This window comes from Polynucleobacter sp. AM-26B4 (assembly GCF_018882285.1).
Classification (GTDB): Bacteria; Pseudomonadota; Gammaproteobacteria; order Burkholderiales; family Burkholderiaceae; genus Polynucleobacter.
In genome coordinates, this window is sequence record NZ_JACVOT010000001.1 from 607,495 (window position 1) to 627,817 (window position 20,323).

Annotated in this window: 16 protein-coding genes; 2 read left to right on the top strand and 14 right to left on the bottom strand. The window is 39.3% G+C overall.

Going from position 1 to position 20,323, the window contains the following annotated elements; translation table 11 throughout:
* Positions 1-4: 4 nt before the first annotated feature.
* The 5 genes from leuS to ICE88_RS03060 all read right to left on the bottom strand — a co-directional run bounded on the left by leuS (position 5) and on the right by ICE88_RS03060 (position 6,208).
* Complete coding sequence (gene leuS, locus ICE88_RS03040; protein ID WP_216251808.1) at positions 5-2,647, bottom strand: leucine--tRNA ligase; 2,643 nt, start codon at positions 2,645-2,647, stop codon at positions 5-7.
* A 123-nt stretch (positions 2,648-2,770) separates the two neighbouring features.
* Entirely contained in the window at positions 2,771-3,580 is an 810-nt protein-coding gene (dapB, locus tag ICE88_RS03045; RefSeq protein ID WP_216251810.1) for a 4-hydroxy-tetrahydrodipicolinate reductase, read from the bottom strand.
* A 92-nt stretch (positions 3,581-3,672) separates the two neighbouring features.
* Positions 3,673-4,248 (bottom strand): outer membrane protein assembly factor BamE, encoded by a 576-nt coding sequence (locus ICE88_RS03050; protein ID WP_216249218.1) that lies wholly within the window; start codon positions 4,246-4,248, stop codon positions 3,673-3,675.
* Between the two features lie 638 nt (positions 4,249-4,886).
* Positions 4,887-5,327, bottom strand: a complete 441-nt coding sequence (locus tag ICE88_RS03055; RefSeq protein WP_216249221.1) for a divergent PAP2 family protein — start codon at positions 5,325-5,327, stop codon at positions 4,887-4,889.
* Positions 5,324-6,208, bottom strand: coding sequence for a decaprenyl-phosphate phosphoribosyltransferase (locus ICE88_RS03060; RefSeq protein WP_216249225.1), 885 nt, complete (start codon positions 6,206-6,208; stop codon positions 5,324-5,326). Before ICE88_RS03060 ends, ICE88_RS03055 begins: the two co-directional genes overlap by 4 nt.
* Positions 6,209-6,398: 190 nt before the next feature.
* On the opposite strand from ICE88_RS03060, the gene ICE88_RS03065 reads away from it, so the two are divergent.
* Positions 6,399-7,694, top strand: coding sequence for an FAD-binding oxidoreductase (locus ICE88_RS03065; RefSeq protein ID WP_216249229.1), 1,296 nt, complete (start codon positions 6,399-6,401; stop codon positions 7,692-7,694).
* Between the two features lies 1 nt (position 7,695).
* Complete coding sequence (locus ICE88_RS03070; RefSeq protein WP_216249232.1) at positions 7,696-8,445, top strand: SDR family NAD(P)-dependent oxidoreductase; 750 nt, start codon at positions 7,696-7,698, stop codon at positions 8,443-8,445.
* Positions 8,446-8,468: 23 nt separating this feature from the next.
* On the opposite strand, the gene ICE88_RS03075 is transcribed toward ICE88_RS03070, so the two are convergent.
* From ICE88_RS03075 to ICE88_RS03115, 9 genes are all read right to left on the bottom strand, one after another.
* Positions 8,469-9,416, bottom strand: a complete 948-nt coding sequence (locus ICE88_RS03075) for a lysylphosphatidylglycerol synthase transmembrane domain-containing protein (protein WP_216249235.1) — start codon at positions 9,414-9,416, stop codon at positions 8,469-8,471.
* Entirely contained in the window at positions 9,413-9,823 is a 411-nt protein-coding gene (locus ICE88_RS03080) for a GtrA family protein (protein WP_216249237.1), read from the bottom strand. Before ICE88_RS03080 ends, ICE88_RS03075 begins: the two co-directional genes overlap by 4 nt.
* Positions 9,820-11,106, bottom strand: coding sequence for an FAD-dependent oxidoreductase (locus tag ICE88_RS03085; RefSeq protein WP_216249240.1), 1,287 nt, complete (start codon positions 11,104-11,106; stop codon positions 9,820-9,822). The genes ICE88_RS03080 and ICE88_RS03085 overlap by 4 nt, the downstream gene beginning before the upstream one ends.
* A gap of 12 nt (positions 11,107-11,118) precedes the next feature.
* Complete coding sequence (locus ICE88_RS03090) at positions 11,119-12,048, bottom strand: NAD(P)-dependent oxidoreductase (RefSeq protein WP_216249243.1); 930 nt, start codon at positions 12,046-12,048, stop codon at positions 11,119-11,121.
* A gap of 9 nt (positions 12,049-12,057) precedes the next feature.
* Positions 12,058-14,754: an acyltransferase family protein gene (locus ICE88_RS03095; RefSeq protein WP_216249245.1), complete on the bottom strand. Its 2,697-nt coding sequence runs from the start codon at positions 14,752-14,754 to the stop codon at positions 12,058-12,060.
* Positions 14,755-14,858: 104 nt separating this feature from the next.
* Positions 14,859-15,806, bottom strand: coding sequence for a phytanoyl-CoA dioxygenase family protein (locus ICE88_RS03100; protein WP_216249247.1), 948 nt, complete (start codon positions 15,804-15,806; stop codon positions 14,859-14,861).
* 7 nt (positions 15,807-15,813) lie between these two features.
* Positions 15,814-16,386 (bottom strand): class I SAM-dependent methyltransferase, encoded by a 573-nt coding sequence (locus ICE88_RS03105; protein WP_370624447.1) that lies wholly within the window; start codon positions 16,384-16,386, stop codon positions 15,814-15,816.
* Positions 16,377-16,646: a hypothetical protein gene (locus ICE88_RS03110; protein WP_216249253.1), complete on the bottom strand. Its 270-nt coding sequence runs from the start codon at positions 16,644-16,646 to the stop codon at positions 16,377-16,379. The genes ICE88_RS03105 and ICE88_RS03110 overlap by 10 nt, the downstream gene beginning before the upstream one ends.
* 50 nt (positions 16,647-16,696) lie before the next feature.
* The coding region (locus ICE88_RS03115) for a glycoside hydrolase family 99-like domain-containing protein (protein WP_216249255.1) at positions 16,697-20,323 on the bottom strand (3,627 nt) is incomplete at its 5' end.

Consider the following 20,323-nt stretch of genomic DNA (forward strand, 5'->3'; position numbering starts at 1 on the left):
ATTGTTAAACAACAATATTGACCAATCGGCCAGGGACGATGATGACCTTTTTAGGGGGTGCACCATCCACTGCCTTGATGGCCGCTTCACTGGCCAAGGCCAGTGCTTCAATACTTGCTTTATCAGCATCAGTTGGCACCAAAACTTGGCCTCTTAACTTGCCATTGACCTGAATCATCATGGTGATTTCATTTTGCACCAAGGCTGATTCATCAACTTCTGGCCATGGAGCATCCAATAAATCACCCCACTGCTGAGCATAACCGGCAGCATTCCAAAGTGTGAAAGTGATGTGCGGCACAACTGGGTATAAAACTCTTAACAAAATACCCAGTGTTTCACGACGCACTTCAGGACTGATCGTCTTTGCTTGCTCCAAAGCATTGAGCATTTTCATGGTGGCAGAAACCACCGTGTTGTATTGCTTGCGTTGGTAGTCAAAATTCGCTTGCTTAAGAACACTGTGGATTTCAAGACGCAAAGCTTGATCTGCTTCAGTCAAATTCGCTGAAAGTTTGTCACTGGCTTTCTGATTAACTGCGTGAACCGTTGCTGCATGAGCAGCACCATATGACCATAAGCGACGCAAGAAGCGCGAAGCCCCCTCAACACCAGAACTGGACCATTCCAATTGTTGCTCAGGAGGAGCAGCAAACATCGTGAACAAGCGAGCCGTATCTGCACCGTATTGATCAATCAATGACTGAGGATCTATACCGTTATTTTTACTCTTGGCCATCTTCTCGACGCCACCAATATTCACAGCTTTGCCAGATGTTTTATGTTTGGCTGATAGCGGACGACCTTTGTCATCTGTTTCAACCAACACATCATCAGGATTGATCCAAGTTTTACGACCATTCGGCTCATCGATGTAATACGTGTCATTCAAGACCATGCCTTGCGTGAGCAAGTTGCTGAATGGCTCATCAAACTTCACCAAACCTAAATCACGCATCACTTTTGTCCAGAAGCGCGCATAGAGCAAATGAAGAATTGCGTGCTCAATACCACCAATGTATTGATCCATCGGCATCCAGTAATCATTGCGCTCATCCACCATGGCATTCGCACCTGGTGATGTATAGCGCATGAAATACCAGCTTGAATCAACAAAAGTATCCATGGTGTCAGTTTCACGACGAGCTGGCTTGCCACACTTAGGGCAAGAGCACTTTAAAAAGTCTTCACGCTTATTGAGCGGATTGCCTGATCCATCTGGAACGCAATCCTCAGGCAAAACAACCGGTAAATCTTTTTCAGGCACAGGCACTTCACCGCAAGACTCGCAATGAATGATTGGAATCGGTGTGCCCCAATAGCGTTGACGAGAAATACCCCAATCGCGCAAGCGATAGGTGGTTTTCAATTCTCCTAAATTCAAGGCGGCCAAATCTTTGGCCACTGCATGCACCGCTTCAGAGTGGCTCAAGCCATCATATTTGCCACTGTTAACAGCCTTAACAGTTTCTTTATCGGCATACCAATCTTGCCAAGCACTGGCATTAAATGTTTGACCATCGATTGCCATCACTGGCTTGATAGCAATCTTGTACTTTAAGGCGAATGCAAAGTCACGTTCATCATGAGCTGGCACACCCATCACGGCGCCATCGCCATAGCTCATCAAAACATAATTGCCCACCCAAACATCAACCTCTTCACCAGTCAAAGGATGAGTGACTTTCAAGCCAGTGGGCATACCCTCTTTTTCTTGAGTCGCCAAATCCGCCTCAATCACGCTGCCTTGTTTGCATTTCTCAATGAAGGCTGCCAAAGCAGGGTTATTTTTTGAAGCGTGCAACGCCAAAGGATGTTCTGCAGCCACTGCACAGAAAGTCACGCCCATCACCGTATCAGCGCGGGTGGTGAAGACAAACATTTTTCCATCTTGGATCAACTGACCAGCGTCATCTTTGATTTGATGAGTAAAGGCAAAACGCACACCAAAACTCTTACCGATCCAGTTTTGCTGCATCAACTTTACGCGCTCAGGCCAACCCAAACCTTCCAAACCAGTTAACAACTCTTCAGCATAGGCTGTGATGTTCAAGTAGTAACCAGGGATTTCTCGTTTTTCAACCAAAGCACCTGAACGCCAGCCACGACCATCAATCACTTGTTCGTTGGCCAAGACTGTTTGATCAATCGGATCCCAATTCACAACCTGAGTCTTGCGATACGCCACACCCTTTTCCAACATCTTCAAAAAGAGCCATTGATTCCAGCGATAGTAATCTGGTTTACAGGTGGTGATTTCTCTAGACCAATCAATGGCTAAACCCATCGCATCCATCTGCTTTTTCATATAAGCGATGTTGTCGTAGGTCCAAGCAGCTGGCGGCACATTGTTATTGAGCGCGGCATTTTCAGCTGGCATACCAAAAGCATCCCAACCCATTGGCATCAAAACGTTATAGCCTTGCATGCGCAACTGGCGAGTCATCACATCATTGATGGTGTAGTTACGCACATGGCCCATGTGCAACTTTCCAGATGGGTAAGGCAGCATTGAGCAAGCGTAGTATTTTTTCTTGAGTTGGCCCTTTTGATCTTTGGCCTGCTCATCCACGCGATAAACATCGCCCGATTTCCACTGTGCATTCGCCGCAGCTTCAATGGCACGGTGATCGTAATCTTTACTCACTGCTGTTACATCTGAACTCAAAACAAGACCCTTGTATTTTTCTTAAGAATGAAAATTGCTTAAAAATGTATTAAATAAAAAATTAATACATCGAATAAATCGAATCAATCATTTGGCAATCGATTAAATTTTGATTTGCTTCAAACCCAAGACATCTTGCATATCAAAAAGGCCTTTGGATTGATTGGCTAAAAAACGCCCGGCTCGCACAGAACCTTGTGCGTAAGACATTCTGCTGGCAGATTTGTGCGTGATTTCAATGCGCTCACCATCGCCACAGAACATAACCGTGTGATCACCCACAATATCGCCGCCGCGGATGGTGGCAAAACCAATCGTGCCTTCTTCACGCTCACCAGTGTGACCTTCTCTGGCATAAACAGCGCAATCCTTCAACTCTTTACCCAAAGCCTTCGCGATCACCTCGCCCATACCAATCGCAGTTCCTGATGGGGCATCCACCTTGTGCTTGTGATGAGCTTCGATGATCTCGATGTCGTAACCTGAGTTCAATATCTTTGCAGCAACTTCTAATAGCTTGAATGTGGCATTAACCCCCACACTCATGTTTGGCGCAAAAACAATCGCGATCTTTTCACTGGCCTTTTTAAGTTCAGCTTTTTGTACATCTGTAAATCCAGTCGTACCGATGATCATCTTCACGCCCAAAGTTTGCGCCACCTCTAGGTGAGCCAAAGTACCTTCAGGTCTTGTGAAATCAATTAAAAAATCAGCGTCCTTCAAACCTTCTTTAACTTCTGCAGTGATTTTGATGCCAGTATTTTTTCCTAAAAAAGCTGCTGGATCTTGGCCAAGCTGCGAACTGCCCGGAATATCCAAGGCACCGACCAACTGAGCATCAGGGCTATTAAGGACTGTCTCAATCAACATGCGCCCCATACGTCCAGAAGCACCTGCAATGGCAAATTTCAAAGTTGTCATTTTATATCTCTACTAATTTTTATTGTGTTTTTGTTACGCTTTTTGTTTCTTTATTGATGCATTAGTTACAAAGTAATACTTGATTAATTTCTGGTATCGCCACGCGGGATTCCAACGCCTTGCGTTGGGTTTGGCACGGTTTGCACTGTTGGGGCTGCATGCTGACTTTCCAGCTCTGGCGCAACTGCTTTGCGCTGCACTCGACGAGAAGCTTTGATACCGTCAATCTCTGCAATCAACTCGTATTCAGTAGGCAAATCATCCGCGGTAATTTTTTTCAATATATCTTTTTCAAACAACAATGTCACTTGACGCTGTTCGACTAATTGAGTGTCGCCTCGTTTAAATGCAAACACGTAGTCCCAACGATTTGGGTGCATCACACTCGTGATCAATGGGGTACCCAAAATAACTTTGACTTCTTCTCGATCCATACCAAGCTTGAGTCTTTCTAATTGCTCTTTAGAAATAAAGTTGCCTTGAACCATATCTGGACGATATGGCTTCAAAACTTTACCTAATTTGCTTTTGGAATCTTCGTTGAACTTGGTGAAGCTTTGGCATGCAGTCAAACCTAGCAAAGCAGAAGCCAATAAGAGCCACTTGCCCAAGTAAATAGCGGATTTAGATGTAATACTGGTTTGTGAGCAAATACGCATAGTGAACCATATCAAAAGAATTGTTGATTTTACCGCCACGACAAGCAAAATGCCCTGAAATAATAGAATAAACAAGGCTGTGGATAGCTTGACTACCTGAACACCTATAGTCTACCGTGTTCTGGGCTGAATTGGTCAAAGTGGGCTTAAATCTCCCAGCATCCGAGTTATTGTTGCGGTCATATCTAGTATTCATAAACTAAATATGTCGAAGAAGTGAGCTAGTCTAATTAAAAGTGATAGATATCTATCTAAAGAGACTACACAATAAAACCCAAATGAAAAAACGCCTTTGCAAGAGCAAAATCGATCAAGAATTGCAAGGCCGATGGATTCGCCCATCCGAAAGATTGCCAGATGCCATCATCGCATGAATAAATTAAAAAAATTAGATGATGATTACCTATTTAGAGGCATTAATAATGTAATTAATACCACCTGCTAGTTAAAAAGTAGTCAAATTAATCGCATCTTTAAAAGATTAGCGAGAGATGCCAAACTTCCGAAGGAAGTGATTGACCATATCAGCGAGCATTCTATGCGGGCCAGATCAATCCAAGATTTATTAAAGTCTATCGCGGCAGTATGCTAATGACAATGAATAACGGACTCTGGTCAAAAATTGACACCGTAATGCGCTATTTAGAAGGGATAAATATACTAGCGAAGATGAAAATTAGATAAGCTACAGATGTCCCAGTCAGTATTCCAACAAGTATTTCAATACGAGTATGTCCAATGCGTTCACGCAATACAATTTGATTACTCTTCACAAAAGAATTTAATTGATTAATAGCTGCTGCGTGCTTACCAACCTGCTTGCGTAAACTGCCAGCATCCAAAATGACAATAAAAGCTAAAGCGATAGCAACACCAAACGCAGGTGTATTGACGCCCTCTTTTAGGGCAATGAGTGCAGCCATACTTGAGACGATAGCACTGTGATTGCTAGGTAAACCACCATAACCAATTAAGTCAAAAGCAAAACGACGTGTCCTCAAACTATTGATTAAGAACTTCAAGATTCCAGCAACCAACCAAGCTAGAAAAGGGGTCACTACATATAAATACTCTTTCATAAATGGAATCCAGACAAAACCCATACGCAAGCAGCAACCCACAGAGCCACTACAACCATTAATTGCCAGTCGGCAAATAGTACGTCAGTTGGGGACTCTCCACCATCAAGAACTTCAACAATATACCAATAGCGAAAAAGGCCATACAAAACTATAGGGATAGTAATAACTAATCCTGGGCGGGTAGACATAACAAACATACTATAGAAGAGTAAAGCCCCAGTAGCCGACATTTCAGCATATCTATCTACTAAAGCTACAGAATATTTATCCAGAACCTTGCGACCTTCAGATCCACTTTGTGCCAGCTCTTGACGACGTTTTACTGCGGCTAAATAGAGAGCTAAACACAAAGTTGTCACACACATCCATGCCGAAGGATCTAAATTAAGTGCCGCTGCACCCGCAATAACACGTAAAACAAAGCCGATAGCAATTGTAAAGATATCGATGACTGGTTTATGTTTTAAGACAAAGGTATAGGCCAAGTTGAGAGATAAGTATGACGCAACTACCAAAATAACTTTTGGCATGACTGCGTAGCCAAGAGCCAAAATGAGATATAGAACTATCAAAAGAACTAAAGCAGCATTTTTGGAGACGAGTCCGGAAGCTAAGGGACGGGACTTTGACTTTTTAGGATGACGACGATCAAGTTCAATATCGTGAATATCATTCATAATATAAGTAGCTGAAGATGCTACACAGAAAAAGAATGTGGCTATAAGAGTATGCTCAAGAGCATCCGGTTTCAACAATTCTCCTGAAAATATCAAGGGAGCAAAAACAAAACCATTCTTCAGCCATTGCTTTGGTCTTATTAACTTTATAAGCCCAATAATGCGATCCTTTAGGCTATAAGTAGTTGTCGAAATTTGCATAAGATGGGGTCGAGAGATATCCGAATGAATATATAACTAACATAGGGCTTATTTTCGCATTAATTTCAATATCGATATATATTTGAGCATCACCTAATAAATGGTGGCCTTAAGCCCTTAAAATATTCAAAATGCTTGCTGACCTTAAAAACTCGCCCTTTTCGATCATATTTAAAGATCTGATACTTAAATGAAATCAATATCCTCTTGGGGGCGCCTAAGCCATGAAGATCATCATGTTATCCCCTTGTATAACAAATATAGCGTTGCAAATCAAATTCAAGGGGATCGAGTTGGAATAGCTCATGGCATGGGGCGTAGCTATGGGGATATAGCATTAAATCCAAATGGCCCTCTTTGGCTTACCACCGGCCTAAATCATCTCATCCATTTTGATGAATCTTCTGGCCGTCTAAGGTGTGAGTCTGGTGTACTTTTGAGGGATATTCAAAGACTTTTTATTCCTCGCGGATGGTCATTACCAGTCACACCAGGCAGTCAAATGGTGACTGTAGGTGGGGCTATTGCGAACGATGTGCATGGGAAAAATCACCATCTGCTTGGATCTTTCGGAGAGCATGTTCAACAGATTAGACTCATTCGAACTGATGGCACAGCAATTGAATGCGGCTCCAAACAGAATGTTGAATGGTTTGCTGCCACCATTGGGGGCTTGGGACTTACGGGTGTGATTACGGAGGCGGAGATTCAACTGCGCCCTACTTTTGGCCCCTGGCTGGATACCGAAACAATCCCCTACGCCAATTTATCTGAATTTTTTGAATTGGCTGACTCCTCTGAAATGAATTGGGAGCACACAGTTTCATGGATTGATTGCATGTCCAATAAAGGTCAAGGCATCTTCATGCGCGCCAACCCAAATAAAGATTTAAAAGAAGCACCACGGATGAGGGCTGAGAAAAAAATGCCTTTTATACCCCCCGTTTCTCTAATTAACAAGCTGACCTTACGCCCATTTAATTTCGCCTACTATAACCTTCGAAAATTTAATTCAGGCTCTGGCATCGCTCATTACGAACCCTTCTTTTACCCATTAGATAAGTTATTAGAGTGGAATCGAATGTATGGGCCTAAGGGATTCTTTCAATACCAAAGCGTTATACCCAGAAGTGTAGGGCATGACGCCACTCAAGCAATGCTTAAAGAAATTGAAAAGTCTGACGAAGGATCATTTCTTGCCGTATTAAAGACTTTTGGTAATAGAGAATCAATCGGTATGCTCAGCTTTCCCCAGCCAGGAGTGACGTTGGCGCTAGATTTTCCTAATCATGCCGCCCTTACCCACAAGCTCCTGGACCGCTTAGATGCGATTGTCAAGGAGGCAAAAGGTCGTATATACCCTGCCAAAGACGCCCGTATGCCTCGCGAATTATTTGAAGCTGGCTACCCAAAGTTAAATGAATTCTTAAAATATCGCGATGCGGGCATTAGCTCATCACTATCACGCCGTCTCCTAGGAAGTTAAATTGAATAACACCAAACGAATTGCCATTATTGGAGCTACATCATCTATAGCTGAGCATTGCGCAAGAATATGGGCACAAGAAAGCTCGGTAGAATTAATTTTGGTTGGCAGGGCTCAACAAAAATTAGAGGTAGTTGCAGCCGACTTATTAGTGAGATCACCAAACACCAAAATAGAAATAGTGGTGACTGATTTTATTGAACCAACTGCCATCCAAAAAACAGTTGATGCTCTATTTGCATTCGCCCCTGTCGACATTGCCTTAATTGCACATGGAACTCTTCCAGAGCAACTGGATTGCCAGAGTAATTTGACATTAAACTACAACACATTAGAAATTAATGGCATCTCACCTACGCTTTATGCGGAAGCCTTTGCGCAGCATATGGCCAAACTAGATAAGGGATCTATAGCCATCATAGGATCAGTCGCAGGTGATCGCGGACGCAAATCAAATTACGTATATGGCGCAGCTAAAGGCTTAGTGACTAGATACGCACAAGGGTTACAACATCGCTTTGCAGGAACCGGAGTTAATGTCTCACTCATTAAACCAGGCCCAACCAATACGCCTATGACTGCCGCGATGCAAGGTAGCGAGAAATTTGCCACGCCAGAAGACGTTGCAAAGACTATTATCTCTGGGATTGAGTCTAAGAAGACGGTAATTTATACGCCTGCCAAATGGCAAATTATCGTGATGGTGGTACAACATCTACCGAGCTTTATCTTCAATAAAATGAATATCTAGATGTGAGGCAAGTAAGACTTACGTTAGATATTGGGGCTATCTAGTTTTGGTTTCCATACTTCTAAAATTCCTATACAAATAAAGCCGGTCAACACCGCAAACCAAATTGTTGCAAAACGAATACCGATTGCTGCAATCGTGGCAATACTTACTGTGACCCCATAGACACCCAAAAGCAAAATAATCGTTAACTCTGTTGAGCCTACTCCACCCGGGAGCATGGAGGCGGCCCCCGCTAACATAGCCAGAGGGTAGATTGTGAATGCCTCTAATGGTTGAATTGACAGACCCAGGTCACTTAATAACCACATAAAGCCATAGGAAGTTAACGACCAAGCAAGTACGCCATAACCTATGGAGATAATCAAATCCAGAGGCTTGCACCAAAGACGGCAAGAGGATAGTCCGTCGCGCACAACCATAATCAACCTTGCAATTCTAGACCAAGAATAACTGTTAAGAAATGTGCTTAATTGAGTCAAGAACCTTGGATTCATAGCAATGCCAAACAACAAACTAATAAAAATTACCACAAAACTAAGCGCAAGAATTAGTAGGTCAAAACGACTAATTACTAATGAAGCTAATAACAATACAACAATGAGATCAAGAGCTCGCTCGTAAATAAAAGCGCCGAATGAAATATTAGCGGGCACACCCACCCGTGAAAAGTATCGGATCCGAATTAATTCGCCGACCTTACCTGGTGTTGCAGTGAATGCAAAGCCAGAAAGATAAGCAATAAATCCATAGAGCCAGTTAACTTGATATCCAGATCGAGCTAAGATCCAATACCAACGAAGATAGCGCAATAAATAGGAGACAAGGGATATGCCTAAAAGAAATGGAATTGCATGAACTAGCAAATTAATCTGGGTTAAGACATGATTTTTTGCATAAACCCAAAGCAAGAGGCCTAAATAAAAACAAGTAAGCAAGAAAAATCCAATTGCGGCCTTACCAATTTTCATGATGGTTTCTTAAATGACCAGCGCTTATGACCAAGATAGCTTGTAAAAACCGGGAAAGCTATCCCAGCAGCACTTGCAATTTCAGCCACATATTTTTGGAAACCTAGTGCGGGCAAAATGTAAAAATTTAATCCCATACTAATCGCCCAAGTCTGTGCTGCAGCAAGAACATTAACTAAGGCAAAGAAAATTGCCGATTGCTTTATTGTCTGCGTGCTAGATTTAAAAACAAACATCTTTGCCAAAATAAAGGCGGCAACCATACCCGTAAGATAGGCAAAAATTACCGATGCAGAAAAGCTGAAATACTGATTATAAAAAATACGGGATAAAAAGTTAACAGTAGCTGCAATTCCACCTGTAATTAAAAAACTAATAAATTGCTTTGAAAAAAATTGGTGAATCACTTCGCAGCATCCTGAGCCATTTTCCGACCGAAATCTATACTCTCAGAAATCCCCCGATCTTCAGGGTAGTAATAGGAAGTATCCGCAACCCAAAGACCATTAACTGGAAGTTTGGCATTTGGAATTGTTTCTAGGTAACCAGGAACACCAATTGGTTGAGCATAACGATATCTACTAGCTCGGATATCTAAGAAGTCCTCATCAACAAGGTCAGGATTAATTTTCTTAAAGTAACCCATAACTTTTTTAAGAAAAGCGTCGTCAGGCTCAGAAAATTTGGGATGATCCCCCGGCATATAAAATGGCACATACACAATAGAGTGATCTAGTGGGCGCAAGTTTGAGTACTCAACTATTCCTGGAATATCCATCTCTGGATCATTTGTATTGAGCCAAAAATTGTCGGTTAACGGTTTACGCAACTTTACAATCACACAAACAACCGCAATATTTTTCACAGACTTAAATTGCGCCAAAATTTCATTTGGCAAATCTGGCATCACTTTAGGTATATAAGGCAAAGGAATTGTGCTTATCACAGTATCAAATTGCTCCATACCATGCAAAGTTGCCACGCCTTTTACCGAGCCATTTTCAATAATGACTTTAGTTACTGGGGTTTTCAGTCGCACTTCTCCGCCATTTTTTTTAATATCCGAATACATGCCTTGCAACAAAGTCTCGGAGCCACCCTCAAGATAACCTAGCCTTTCCTTAAAGAGGCTGTAGCGTGATCGCCCTATCCGACGAATACGACTCCAAATCCACGCTGCCGAGAGGTTGCTTGTGTACTCATAAAATTTGTAATCAAATAATCTACGCCATAAAACCTCATAAGCCTCTGGACCTACCCAACGCTGAATCCACTTGACAGCATCAACCTTATCTAATGGCTTCCAATCATCACGCTTGATGGAAAAAAAAGCATGTAAGCCATAGCGAAACTTAGCCATCAAACTAAGGCCGCGAAATTTGAGTAATGCAATTGGATTTCCCCAATCTTGTAATTGATTTAGATACCAGTAACCCATTTTCGTAGACACCCAATTCATCTTGTCGGAGAGATTCAACTCATCAAGCACCTTTAAAAACGCATGATCTGAGATGCAATGGAAATGATAGTAGCGCTCAATTTTTAAGCCGGAGAAATCAAAGGCAGCAGTCATTCCACCAATACGATCATCAGCCTCATAAACTACAGGATGATGGCCATCCCTCGCCAATTGATACGCAACCGCCAATCCCATTGGGCCAGCTCCCAAGACCGCTATTTTCTTTCCCACGCTAGTATCCCTTTAGAATTCGAGCACTACGTTGCTATACACAGGATGATTAAATGTTTCCTCAATCGCCTTTTCAAAAGGCGTATACGGAACACCAAAGGTCTCTGGCCAGTTAGTCACCTCAAATTCATCTTTAGCAACCAAAGCCTGCAATTGCTGAGTAGTAAATGGCGGATTTCTATCAAATAAAGACCAAGCCCAAAGTAAGCTGTAAAAGAGTAGATAAGGAATTTTGAGAATAATAGCTTTGGCGCCTGTAGCCCGTTTAATTATCTGAATCATATCGATGTAGTCGATTTTTTCGTGACCGGATATATTAAAAATTCCTGAAGGAACCCTATTCTCTATACAACTTACAATCACTCCGCAGAAATCACCAACATATAGCGGCTGGCGCATAAATTTTCCACTCCCAGGAATAGGGAAAATAGGAATCTTTCGCATTAGGCGAGCTAACCATCCTAAGTGCTTACGATCAAACCAGCCAAACATTAGGGTGGGTCGCAAGATGGGACATGGAATACCGCTTTCAAGTACAATTTTTTCTTGTTCAATTTTGCTATGTGTATAAAAGTCAACCGCAGCTGATTCGACTACAGATGAACTAACATGAACTAAGTAGGGAACATTATTCGACCGCACTAAATCAAGAATTAAACTGGTGGAGCACACATTGTTATCCACAAACTCTTGATAAAATAATCCGCCAATTTGAGCCTGAAGCATTACTACCACATCAGCGCCAATAAAATGCTTTTGCCAATCGCCCAACTTAGAGACATCAGCACATTCAATTTGAACCGAAGGATGCAACCTCCTTAGGGCCCTCAAATTGACTTCATGCTTATCAATTACAACTATTTCTGAATAGCCTTTATCAACAAGTCGAGTTACTAAATTTTGACCGACGAGCCCCGCTCCGCCAGGAAGGATAATTTTCATTAGGTCAGATTAGGGCTGTATGAGCCTCTGATTAAGTAGAACGCTACATCCACTCACACTTTCCTTTTTCCAAAATTTTTGATTTTGAGTTTTAAGTTCAATATCATTTTTATCAGGGAAATTTTTTTCGCTAGGACAAACAACTATAGCTGACAAGGGAACTCCACCAAGATATTTTTCGGGAGATTCCCATAACTTAGCGTATTCAGCAAACCACTCTGGAGCCGCAAATGATTTTCTCTTGGAGTTAAAAGCTATTTCAGAACTCCAATCCTGTCCAAATAAGACAATCGCAGAATTCTCAGGAGTATTTTTATTTATAAACTTGCCGATTTGATAGGCCTGAACACTCCTAACGTCCTGCTGCTCCAATGGTCGAGAAAGAGTATTACCATAATAATTAGAAAAATTGTAATAATTAAATGTGATTATTGGAATCATTAAAAAAGGAATGACGATTTTGGTATGCAAATACCGCGGCAGGCTTACTGTGATTATTACGGAACCCATAAATATTAAATAAATTACTGATGCCACTTGATAGTATTCATGCACATAATTTAAATTCGTGAAAATAATCAGTGGTAACAAAAATAGAATAAAAGACGAAAGTAAAATTAATGAATATTTTTTACTAATCTTATGAGTTAAAAGAGCCAAGGCCAATATCAAGAGCCCAAAATAACCACCAAAATTACCCTTGATTACTCTCTCCCAGATAATTAAATCCCAAGTTGAAAGACTAAATTTTTGCGAAATAGATCCAAAATTCCAAATAAAAAGTGAGCTTGAAGATAACTGCGATCCAAATAAATTTTTAGATTTTACTAAGTCAGTATAGTGAGCCCAGATTAGTCCGACTAACAGTGGAATTAATATCAAAGGCAACAATTTAAATGAGGCCTTAAGGAATTCTAATTTAATTGGATATCGATAAAAATTCACAAAGAATATTAATGCAATTAAATACAGTAATACTGGGCCTTCGGTTGTTGACTTTTGTAAGATTGCTAGTATGGAAAAAACTAAAAAATAAATTATATTTCTTTTATTGCTCTGCTTAAGAATAATCTCGAGACCAAAATAAAGTGAAAAAATTGAAAATGAGAGTGCTGTAGTCTCTATCAAGAATGTACGCCCCCAGTACATATATAACGGAGTCGATAAGAATAGTGCACTAAATACCCAAATAGTTAATTTGGGAGCATTCACTATTCGCAATATTCGACTTACGGGCCAAATGCAACTCAAGAGAAAAAGATAACTTGTAAGGCGGCCAACTTGCTCAATAGAAGCGTTAAAAATCAGAGCAAGAATTGATACCATATATTGATAAAGCGGAAATTCAAATGGTATAGACCATGGATAGCCGGCAACAGGAGTCTCATATGCAAATGAAAATCCATTCACAGCAAGCCAATATGATGTTAGAGCTGTTTGACTCTGTCGAAACGCATGAATATCTACAAGTGGTTGAGCACTGTAGTTAATGGCAACCCAAGAAGAATAAAGTAATGCAAATAGAGATAAAAAGATCGTTAATAATTTGTAGCTCTCAATCCTGACACCACCAATTGAGATGTTGCTGAGATATTTAATTCCACTTCTTTCGAAACAAAAACTATTATATAAAAAATTCAAACTATCTTTGAATTTAAAATCTCTTGCAATTAGTTTATTACCAAAACTTATACCAATTTTTTCAACATAAGTAAAAGTAATGCTACTTGCTAGTAGAGTTGCCGCTAATACAATAATAGCCCCATAAAAAAAACCGCCGTTAACTTCATGACTATTTAGTAGATTTATCAAATTGTTTTTTACCATTGCAATCAAAATAATAGGATGCAAAAGATAAATACTATAACTTCTCTGGCCAATCCAAACCATTGGTCCACTGGTCAAGAATGGAATTTTAATATTGCAACAGCTATAAATGATTAAGCAAAAAATTATTGCCCATATATTCCTGCCAGAGCCTAATAATTTTTCACTGTCTAATAGGCCTGCAAATTTACTTGAAGTTATCAAAACAAAAACTAAAGTTAATGCAAGCAACAATAACAACCATGCATACTTTGATTTTTTAAAGTCCCTATACTCCCATAGCCTGAAGGTCAATATACCAGCTATGAAAAATGGGGCTTGTGTGATTGCATTCATGTAAGCATAAGAATTCATCCCCAATTGAGAGTAGACTTGATAAACAATTGACGACATGATCAGAGAAATAATAAAGATAATTAAAGATTTTTTAATGTTCCCCATTAGAATAATAATTATTGGGAATGCTAAATAAAAAAGCATTTCAATCCCGATTGACCATCTGGCCATTACTAAGCTTTCATGGGCTGTTGGGACTAACCCAAACAAGAAGGTAAAATTTAAAAATAATACTGTTGCAGATTCAGACCACATCCAAAGAAAATGGCCTACACCCCTCCAACAGATTAAGACAATATAAAATAATGGCGCAATTCTAAAAAATCTCTTTAGATAAAAGTCAATTATATTGCTACCACTTTTTTCTAATTTTTTAGAATAACCGTAAGCTAAAACAAATCCACTTAAGCAGAAGAAAAGGGGTACGCCCTTCCCGAAATATGAACCTATAAACTCAAATCCCGAAGGGGCAGTTAACTCGGCAAATGCTACTAGATGAAATAATACCGTCATTAGAGCTGCAATGCCGCGCAAGGAGTCCATAGAATCTAAGTGATTAATTTTATTAATGGTAGAGCACTCCTGAATATTTGATATATGGCTTTGACTAATCACAAGCAAGAAATATTAAATCTCATTTTTCCAAATCACCATGATGGTAGTTTTTTGGAATTTATAACCCAAGGATATTCAAAACAATAACCGCTATTTTGATGAACAAACTTATTTTCGTCACTTACCTTAAAATCGTCAGGGTAAGAATCTAGAGAGGTATAGTGAGTTACATAAGATTTTCTAGTTAAGTTTTTATCATTAACAGCTGATCCAGCATGCATTAAATTCCCGTGCCATATCAAAGCATCCCCTTTTTTTGGGCAAAAAATTTCTGGCTCAATGCCAAATAAAGCCACTCTCTTTTCTAGATATCTTGAGAAGTCCATGGGCTCCCTTCTACTATCCGCATCCATTACTATTGAGCCATTACCCCAATCATAAAAGCCAGAAATCTCAATTTTATGAGATCCAGGGTAATAAATTAATGGCCCAGAATTGAGATCTATATCCTCAAGGGCTATCCAACTAGCGGCAAGATGAGCAATCTTTTTTTGCGTCCTTACATATGGGTAATCAATATGGATTGGCTGTTGACTTCCCTTAAAAAAAGTTAAAGATTGGAGAACAGCAGGTGGGGCATCAAAAACACAGGCTAGAAATTGACTGATACTTCTATTAAGGCTTAGCATAACAGCCGCTTTTGAAATACCATGAATGCTATTAAACTTCACATTGCTTTCAACTATCTCGAATGGTGAAAACTCGCTGATCGGCTTAATTACAGCTTTAACCTCTGCCATTAGGTCAAAATCCATATAATTTTTTATCAAGTATTCAAGGTCTGATTCTAAGGCCTCTATCAATTCAAATGGGACCACATCCTTAAATACAACAACCCCCCTATCCCTCCATTCAATTAAATTTTCATATAAATTGAAGTCATTTCTTAAATTTTTAGCCCTCAAAAACTGATCAATATCAGCATTCTGACTATCTATCCAGGGTACTGATTCCAACCATATATTTTGATTATTTTCCATAGCAAAACTAGCCTAATCGTTTGAAAAACATAATTGGATGTGATTGTCTTTCAGAGTCATATATAAACTCTTCCAAGGTAAATAACTCTGCATATGCAGACCTTGCATACTCCTCAGGAATAAAAGTCTCGCCATAAAAATATGCATGCGATTGGCCGTTACCAGTTACCCCGTCAGCATTTGAATGGACAAACCGACCTTCATCATAAGATTTTTTGGCTTCGTCAAAGCTAGGGAACATTGTTGACAGTGAGTCTGCATACTGACCCTTATTTTGACCTTTTAAAGACTCACAATAATCAAAAAAAGGTCGCCCACGTGTTGTGAGGGCGACAATTCCGCCCGGCTTTACAATTCTATAAAATTCTCTCATCCATTCTAGGCATGCTTGTTCAGATAGATGCGAGAAAACTGAATAACCAACTACATAATCAAAAAAATTATTCTCAAACTGTGTCGGTGGAAATGGGTTGGTAATGGAGAAATTTGAGGAGTTAAATGTATCTTTGCAGATTTCAACAAACTCATCCATTACATCAATGCCATAAAGGTTTGTCAGCGGTATATCTCTTAAAAAAATCTAGCAATTCGACCCCACCCAACACCAAAATCTAAAATTTTATCAATTCTTGAAATTGCGTTTCCTGCTTTATTAAAAGCTTTAGTGCAATCCTCATAGAAAATAAAAGCCTCGCGCAATGCTTCCTTACCTGAAAGGCCTGTCGTATTAACTTGAATCGATTCTGGCGGAAATTTAGGGAGCGCCAATTCATCATACGAAGAATTATTGCCCTCATAGCTTTCGCAGACTATACGAAACCACTCATTATTATTAATCATTAATATCGCTCCATTATCACGATTATTAAATCTAAACTTTATAGATAGATTTAGATTTTAAAAAGATTTTTTAAATAAATCACGTAATCTTCAGCAATTTTTATTTTTTCTTTTGATACAGTAAATTTTTCCATAATATATTTTTGCATACTCATAATTTCCAATAGTAAAGACTCGTTAAAGTTACTGATGGTTAGTCCAGATTGATGTCTTCGATGACTATTTAATGTATCAGCTATGAAAGCGATTTTACCTTTGCTTAGCACTTTAGTATAAACATACCAATCTCCAGCAACTCTATATTTCTTGATATTGTCAATTTCTGTTTCAAGGATATCTCTAATTATTTGCCCCTTAAAAATTACCGCACTTACATTGGGAATTGTATTTTTTACTGCCAGATAATTCTCAATTTCGAAAATACCGTCCCTAATATAGCTTTTTTTCCAGTTATTAGGATCTATATCAGAAACATAATCAATATAATTTTCGGCGATAATATTGTCATTATCATCAACTTGCTTGCTCTCGCAATAGCATAAATTTACTTCTTTATTTTCAAATGGCTGAATTACAGTATTTATAAAATTTTCATCACTAAAATCATCGGCCTCGGCTATCCAAATATAATCTCCAGATGATAATTCACAACCTTTTTTCCATTGCAAGAAAGCTGATCCTGAATTTTTTTCGTTCTTAATGATTTTGTAATCGATATTAGATTTATTTAAAAGATTAGCAGCAAGACATAAGCTTCCATCGACCGAGCAATCATCCAAAAATAATATCTCGTAAATTGGGTAATTTTGATTAACTACTGATTCAATGCGCTTGATCAAATGTTTTTCATAGTTATAGTTTGGAATTACTACGCTTAGTCGTGGAAATTTTATTCCTGCCAGATCTAAAATATCAAATAAATAATGGCGAAAGGAAAATTTCTCTTTAATTAAATTAGAGCCATTAATCGCATAGCCCGTGATTTTTTCTGGATTCTGTAAAAGTGAGGTAACTACATGAGCAAAAGCGCTTGAATTTCCATGCTCAACCAGCTCTCCGCAATCCTTAAGCAACTCAGTAAATCCACCTGCATCTTTAAACGCTACAACTGGCAAGCCAGCATCTAAAGCCTCAAGAACCACAGATGGGAACGGGTCCTCTCTTGAGGTTAGCGCAAATACATCTGCACCTCCAAAAAAAATATCCGTTTCATCCTGTATCCCCGGGAATATAAAAATATCGCGATACAATTTATTGGCACTGAGTAATTCATCAACTTTTATTTGCATTTCTTGGTCCCAATGACCAATCCATACCCACTTAACATCTTCTATAGATTTAGCGGTATCTATGCCGGCTTTAACAAATAAATCTATTCCTTTTCTATAATCAGCGTATCCAACTCCAAGTACTATCTTGCAAGTAAACGCTACCCCCAGGTCTTTTCTTAATTGATCGCGGTCCTTAGCGCGAGATCTATTTGCATCTCTTCTCTTATATAGGCCTTGAGGACGAATAATGGCTTTATCAACTGAATATCTACTGTAATACTGAAAAGAATCTGCAACTTCATGAGCTGGAAATATTATTTTCGTTGCATGACTCGTAATCGCCTTTACACAGTCTTGTAGCTTATTCTTCTCAATTACTCCAGATAACTCATGAATAAGGGATATGCAATTAATACCAGCCCCTGATAATGTCTCAAGAAATTTTCCAGATACCGTTGTATTTACAATTGCAGTTCGATGCCCTAATTCGTACAATTTATTTGCAAGATTTTTTGCCTTTAAGCCTTGAGCGTCCTCTCCAGATAAATTATGAACTGTAGCCCATTTTTTATATTCTAGTATTAACGGCCCATCACCGAGGCATACTAAATCAACCTCGATTCCAAAATCTTGTGACAGTGATTTGGCAATGTTAAGAGCTAAAAATTGTGCCCCATGAGGATATCCATCATGGGCAACTATCACAATTCTTTTAGGAGAATCGTGACTTACTGGAGTAACGTTTTTCTCCATTGCATCACGAACGGCCTGGAGATAGGCGTAGCCATTTTTTTGATCTGGCTCCAAGTGAGCCCCTTCAGCCCACTCATTCCATGCATTGACAAAAACCAATCGCTCATCTTCATTTTTCTTAGTGTTAATCGTATGTTTTATTGCATTTTCAAGCCAATACTTAAAGGCTGAAGGGGAGTTATTTATAAAAACCGTACTATTGCACCCCCTTCTAGCTGTATTATCCCAACCAGGGCAAACAGTCCTAAATAACGTATATCCTGGCTCAGAGTACTTTTCACTTCTTTTTGGAAAAATGTTCCAATCAAAGACATTTCCAGCAAATTTTGATTCTGAAATTGGTTGAATTTTTGAAGTTAAATTTGGTGGAGCTGAATTATTAGGCGGAAACTCTATAGCCGCATCAAAGCCAAATATCTTTGGATCATCTTTTTCAAATGACTGGGTATACGCCAAATAGATTTCGCCAATACCAAAATTCCTGCACCACTGTCTCCATCTATTTGCTGTATCTAATGCAGAAGGCAATAAGCTTGGTCTATATACTAAGATAAGAGGCTTACCATCAATTCTAATATAACGATCATCTATCAAATACTTTGATAAGTATTGTATGAACTCAATATCGTCCTCGGGTGAATGACATTGCTCAATTAAGATATCCGCATCTAGGCCATCCCATCTCCTACTCCAATTTTCATTTGCCCAACAAAGACAAAATGGTAGGTCCAATTCTTTATTGTTCAGGAAATTTAATGTAGGAGTTTCAAGCAGGCGCTTTCCTCCAAACCAATAAAAATAAAAACAGAACCCTTCAACACCATAAAGCTTTGCTAGTTCAACTTGATTTTTTTGAGTATCAGTATTAAGCAAACTGTAATACCCTAAGTCCCCAGGGATATGCGGTTGATAATGTCCACGAAAGTTAGGCTTGGCAGGCTTTACATTTGACCATTCTGTGAATCCTTTTCCCCACCACAAATTATTTTCTTCAATTTCATGGAATTGAGGCAAGTAAAAACAAATTAACTTTACTGGCTTTAGATTCAAAGGCGACTTATTACTTATTGATATAAATTCAGAACCAGATCTACTAACAGTATCATCTTGAAATGGGAATAGGTCCTCACAATACTGCGATGAAGTCAGTTCATCCCCCCCCCTTGAAAAAGCGTTGTAGACTTCTTTTTTTAAATAATATTTAATACTGTTTTTTTTGGTTTCTGATATGGGGATGAGTTTCCATAAATTTTTTACGCTACCTATGAGAAAATTTCTAATAGAAATTTTTGGCTCATCATAGAATTTCTTCCTTATAAATCTCAATGGTTTAGTTATTCGCCATGAATTTGTATTTAAAATTGCTAAAATTTCATCTCTTGAATTCTTCAAACCATTTTTGAGCCAGAATATTTCAGCATCACGGTCCGAGATGGCTTGATTTAACCCTTGGATATCGGAACTTAAGTGCTCAATCCTGATATCGCGTTCAGTAACAGTCTGACTTAATGCCTGTAGTTGTGCCTCACGGTCCGAGATGGCTTGATTTAACCCTTGGATATCGGAACTTAAGTGCTCAATCCTGATATCGCGTTCAGTAACAGTCTGACTTAATGCCTGTAGTTGTGCCTCACGGTCCGAGATGGCTTGATT

Bases quoted from the DNA above. Each gene is read 5' to 3' on its own strand.
- ICE88_RS03095 (WP_216249245.1), bottom strand. From the start codon at position 14,754: ATGGACTCCTTGCGCGGCATTGCAGCTCTAATGACGGTATTATTTCAT.
- ICE88_RS03075 (WP_216249235.1), bottom strand. From the start codon at position 9,416: ATGAAAATTGGTAAGGCCGCAATTGGATTTTTCTTGCTTACTTGTTTT.
- ICE88_RS03050 (WP_216249218.1), bottom strand. From the start codon at position 4,248: ATGCGTATTTGCTCACAAACCAGTATTACATCTAAATCCGCTATTTAC.
- ICE88_RS03110 (WP_216249253.1), bottom strand. From the start codon at position 16,646: ATGATTAATAATAATGAGTGGTTTCGTATAGTCTGCGAAAGCTATGAG.
- ICE88_RS03090 (WP_216249243.1), bottom strand. From the start codon at position 12,048: ATGAAAATTATCCTTCCTGGCGGAGCGGGGCTCGTCGGTCAAAATTTA.
- ICE88_RS03055 (WP_216249221.1), bottom strand. From the start codon at position 5,327: ATGAAAGAGTATTTATATGTAGTGACCCCTTTTCTAGCTTGGTTGGTT.
- ICE88_RS03100 (WP_216249247.1), bottom strand. From the start codon at position 15,806: ATGGAAAATAATCAAAATATATGGTTGGAATCAGTACCCTGGATAGAT.
- ICE88_RS03065 (WP_216249229.1), top strand. From the start codon at position 6,399: ATGAAATCAATATCCTCTTGGGGGCGCCTAAGCCATGAAGATCATCAT.
- ICE88_RS03060 (WP_216249225.1), bottom strand. From the start codon at position 6,208: ATGCAAATTTCGACAACTACTTATAGCCTAAAGGATCGCATTATTGGG.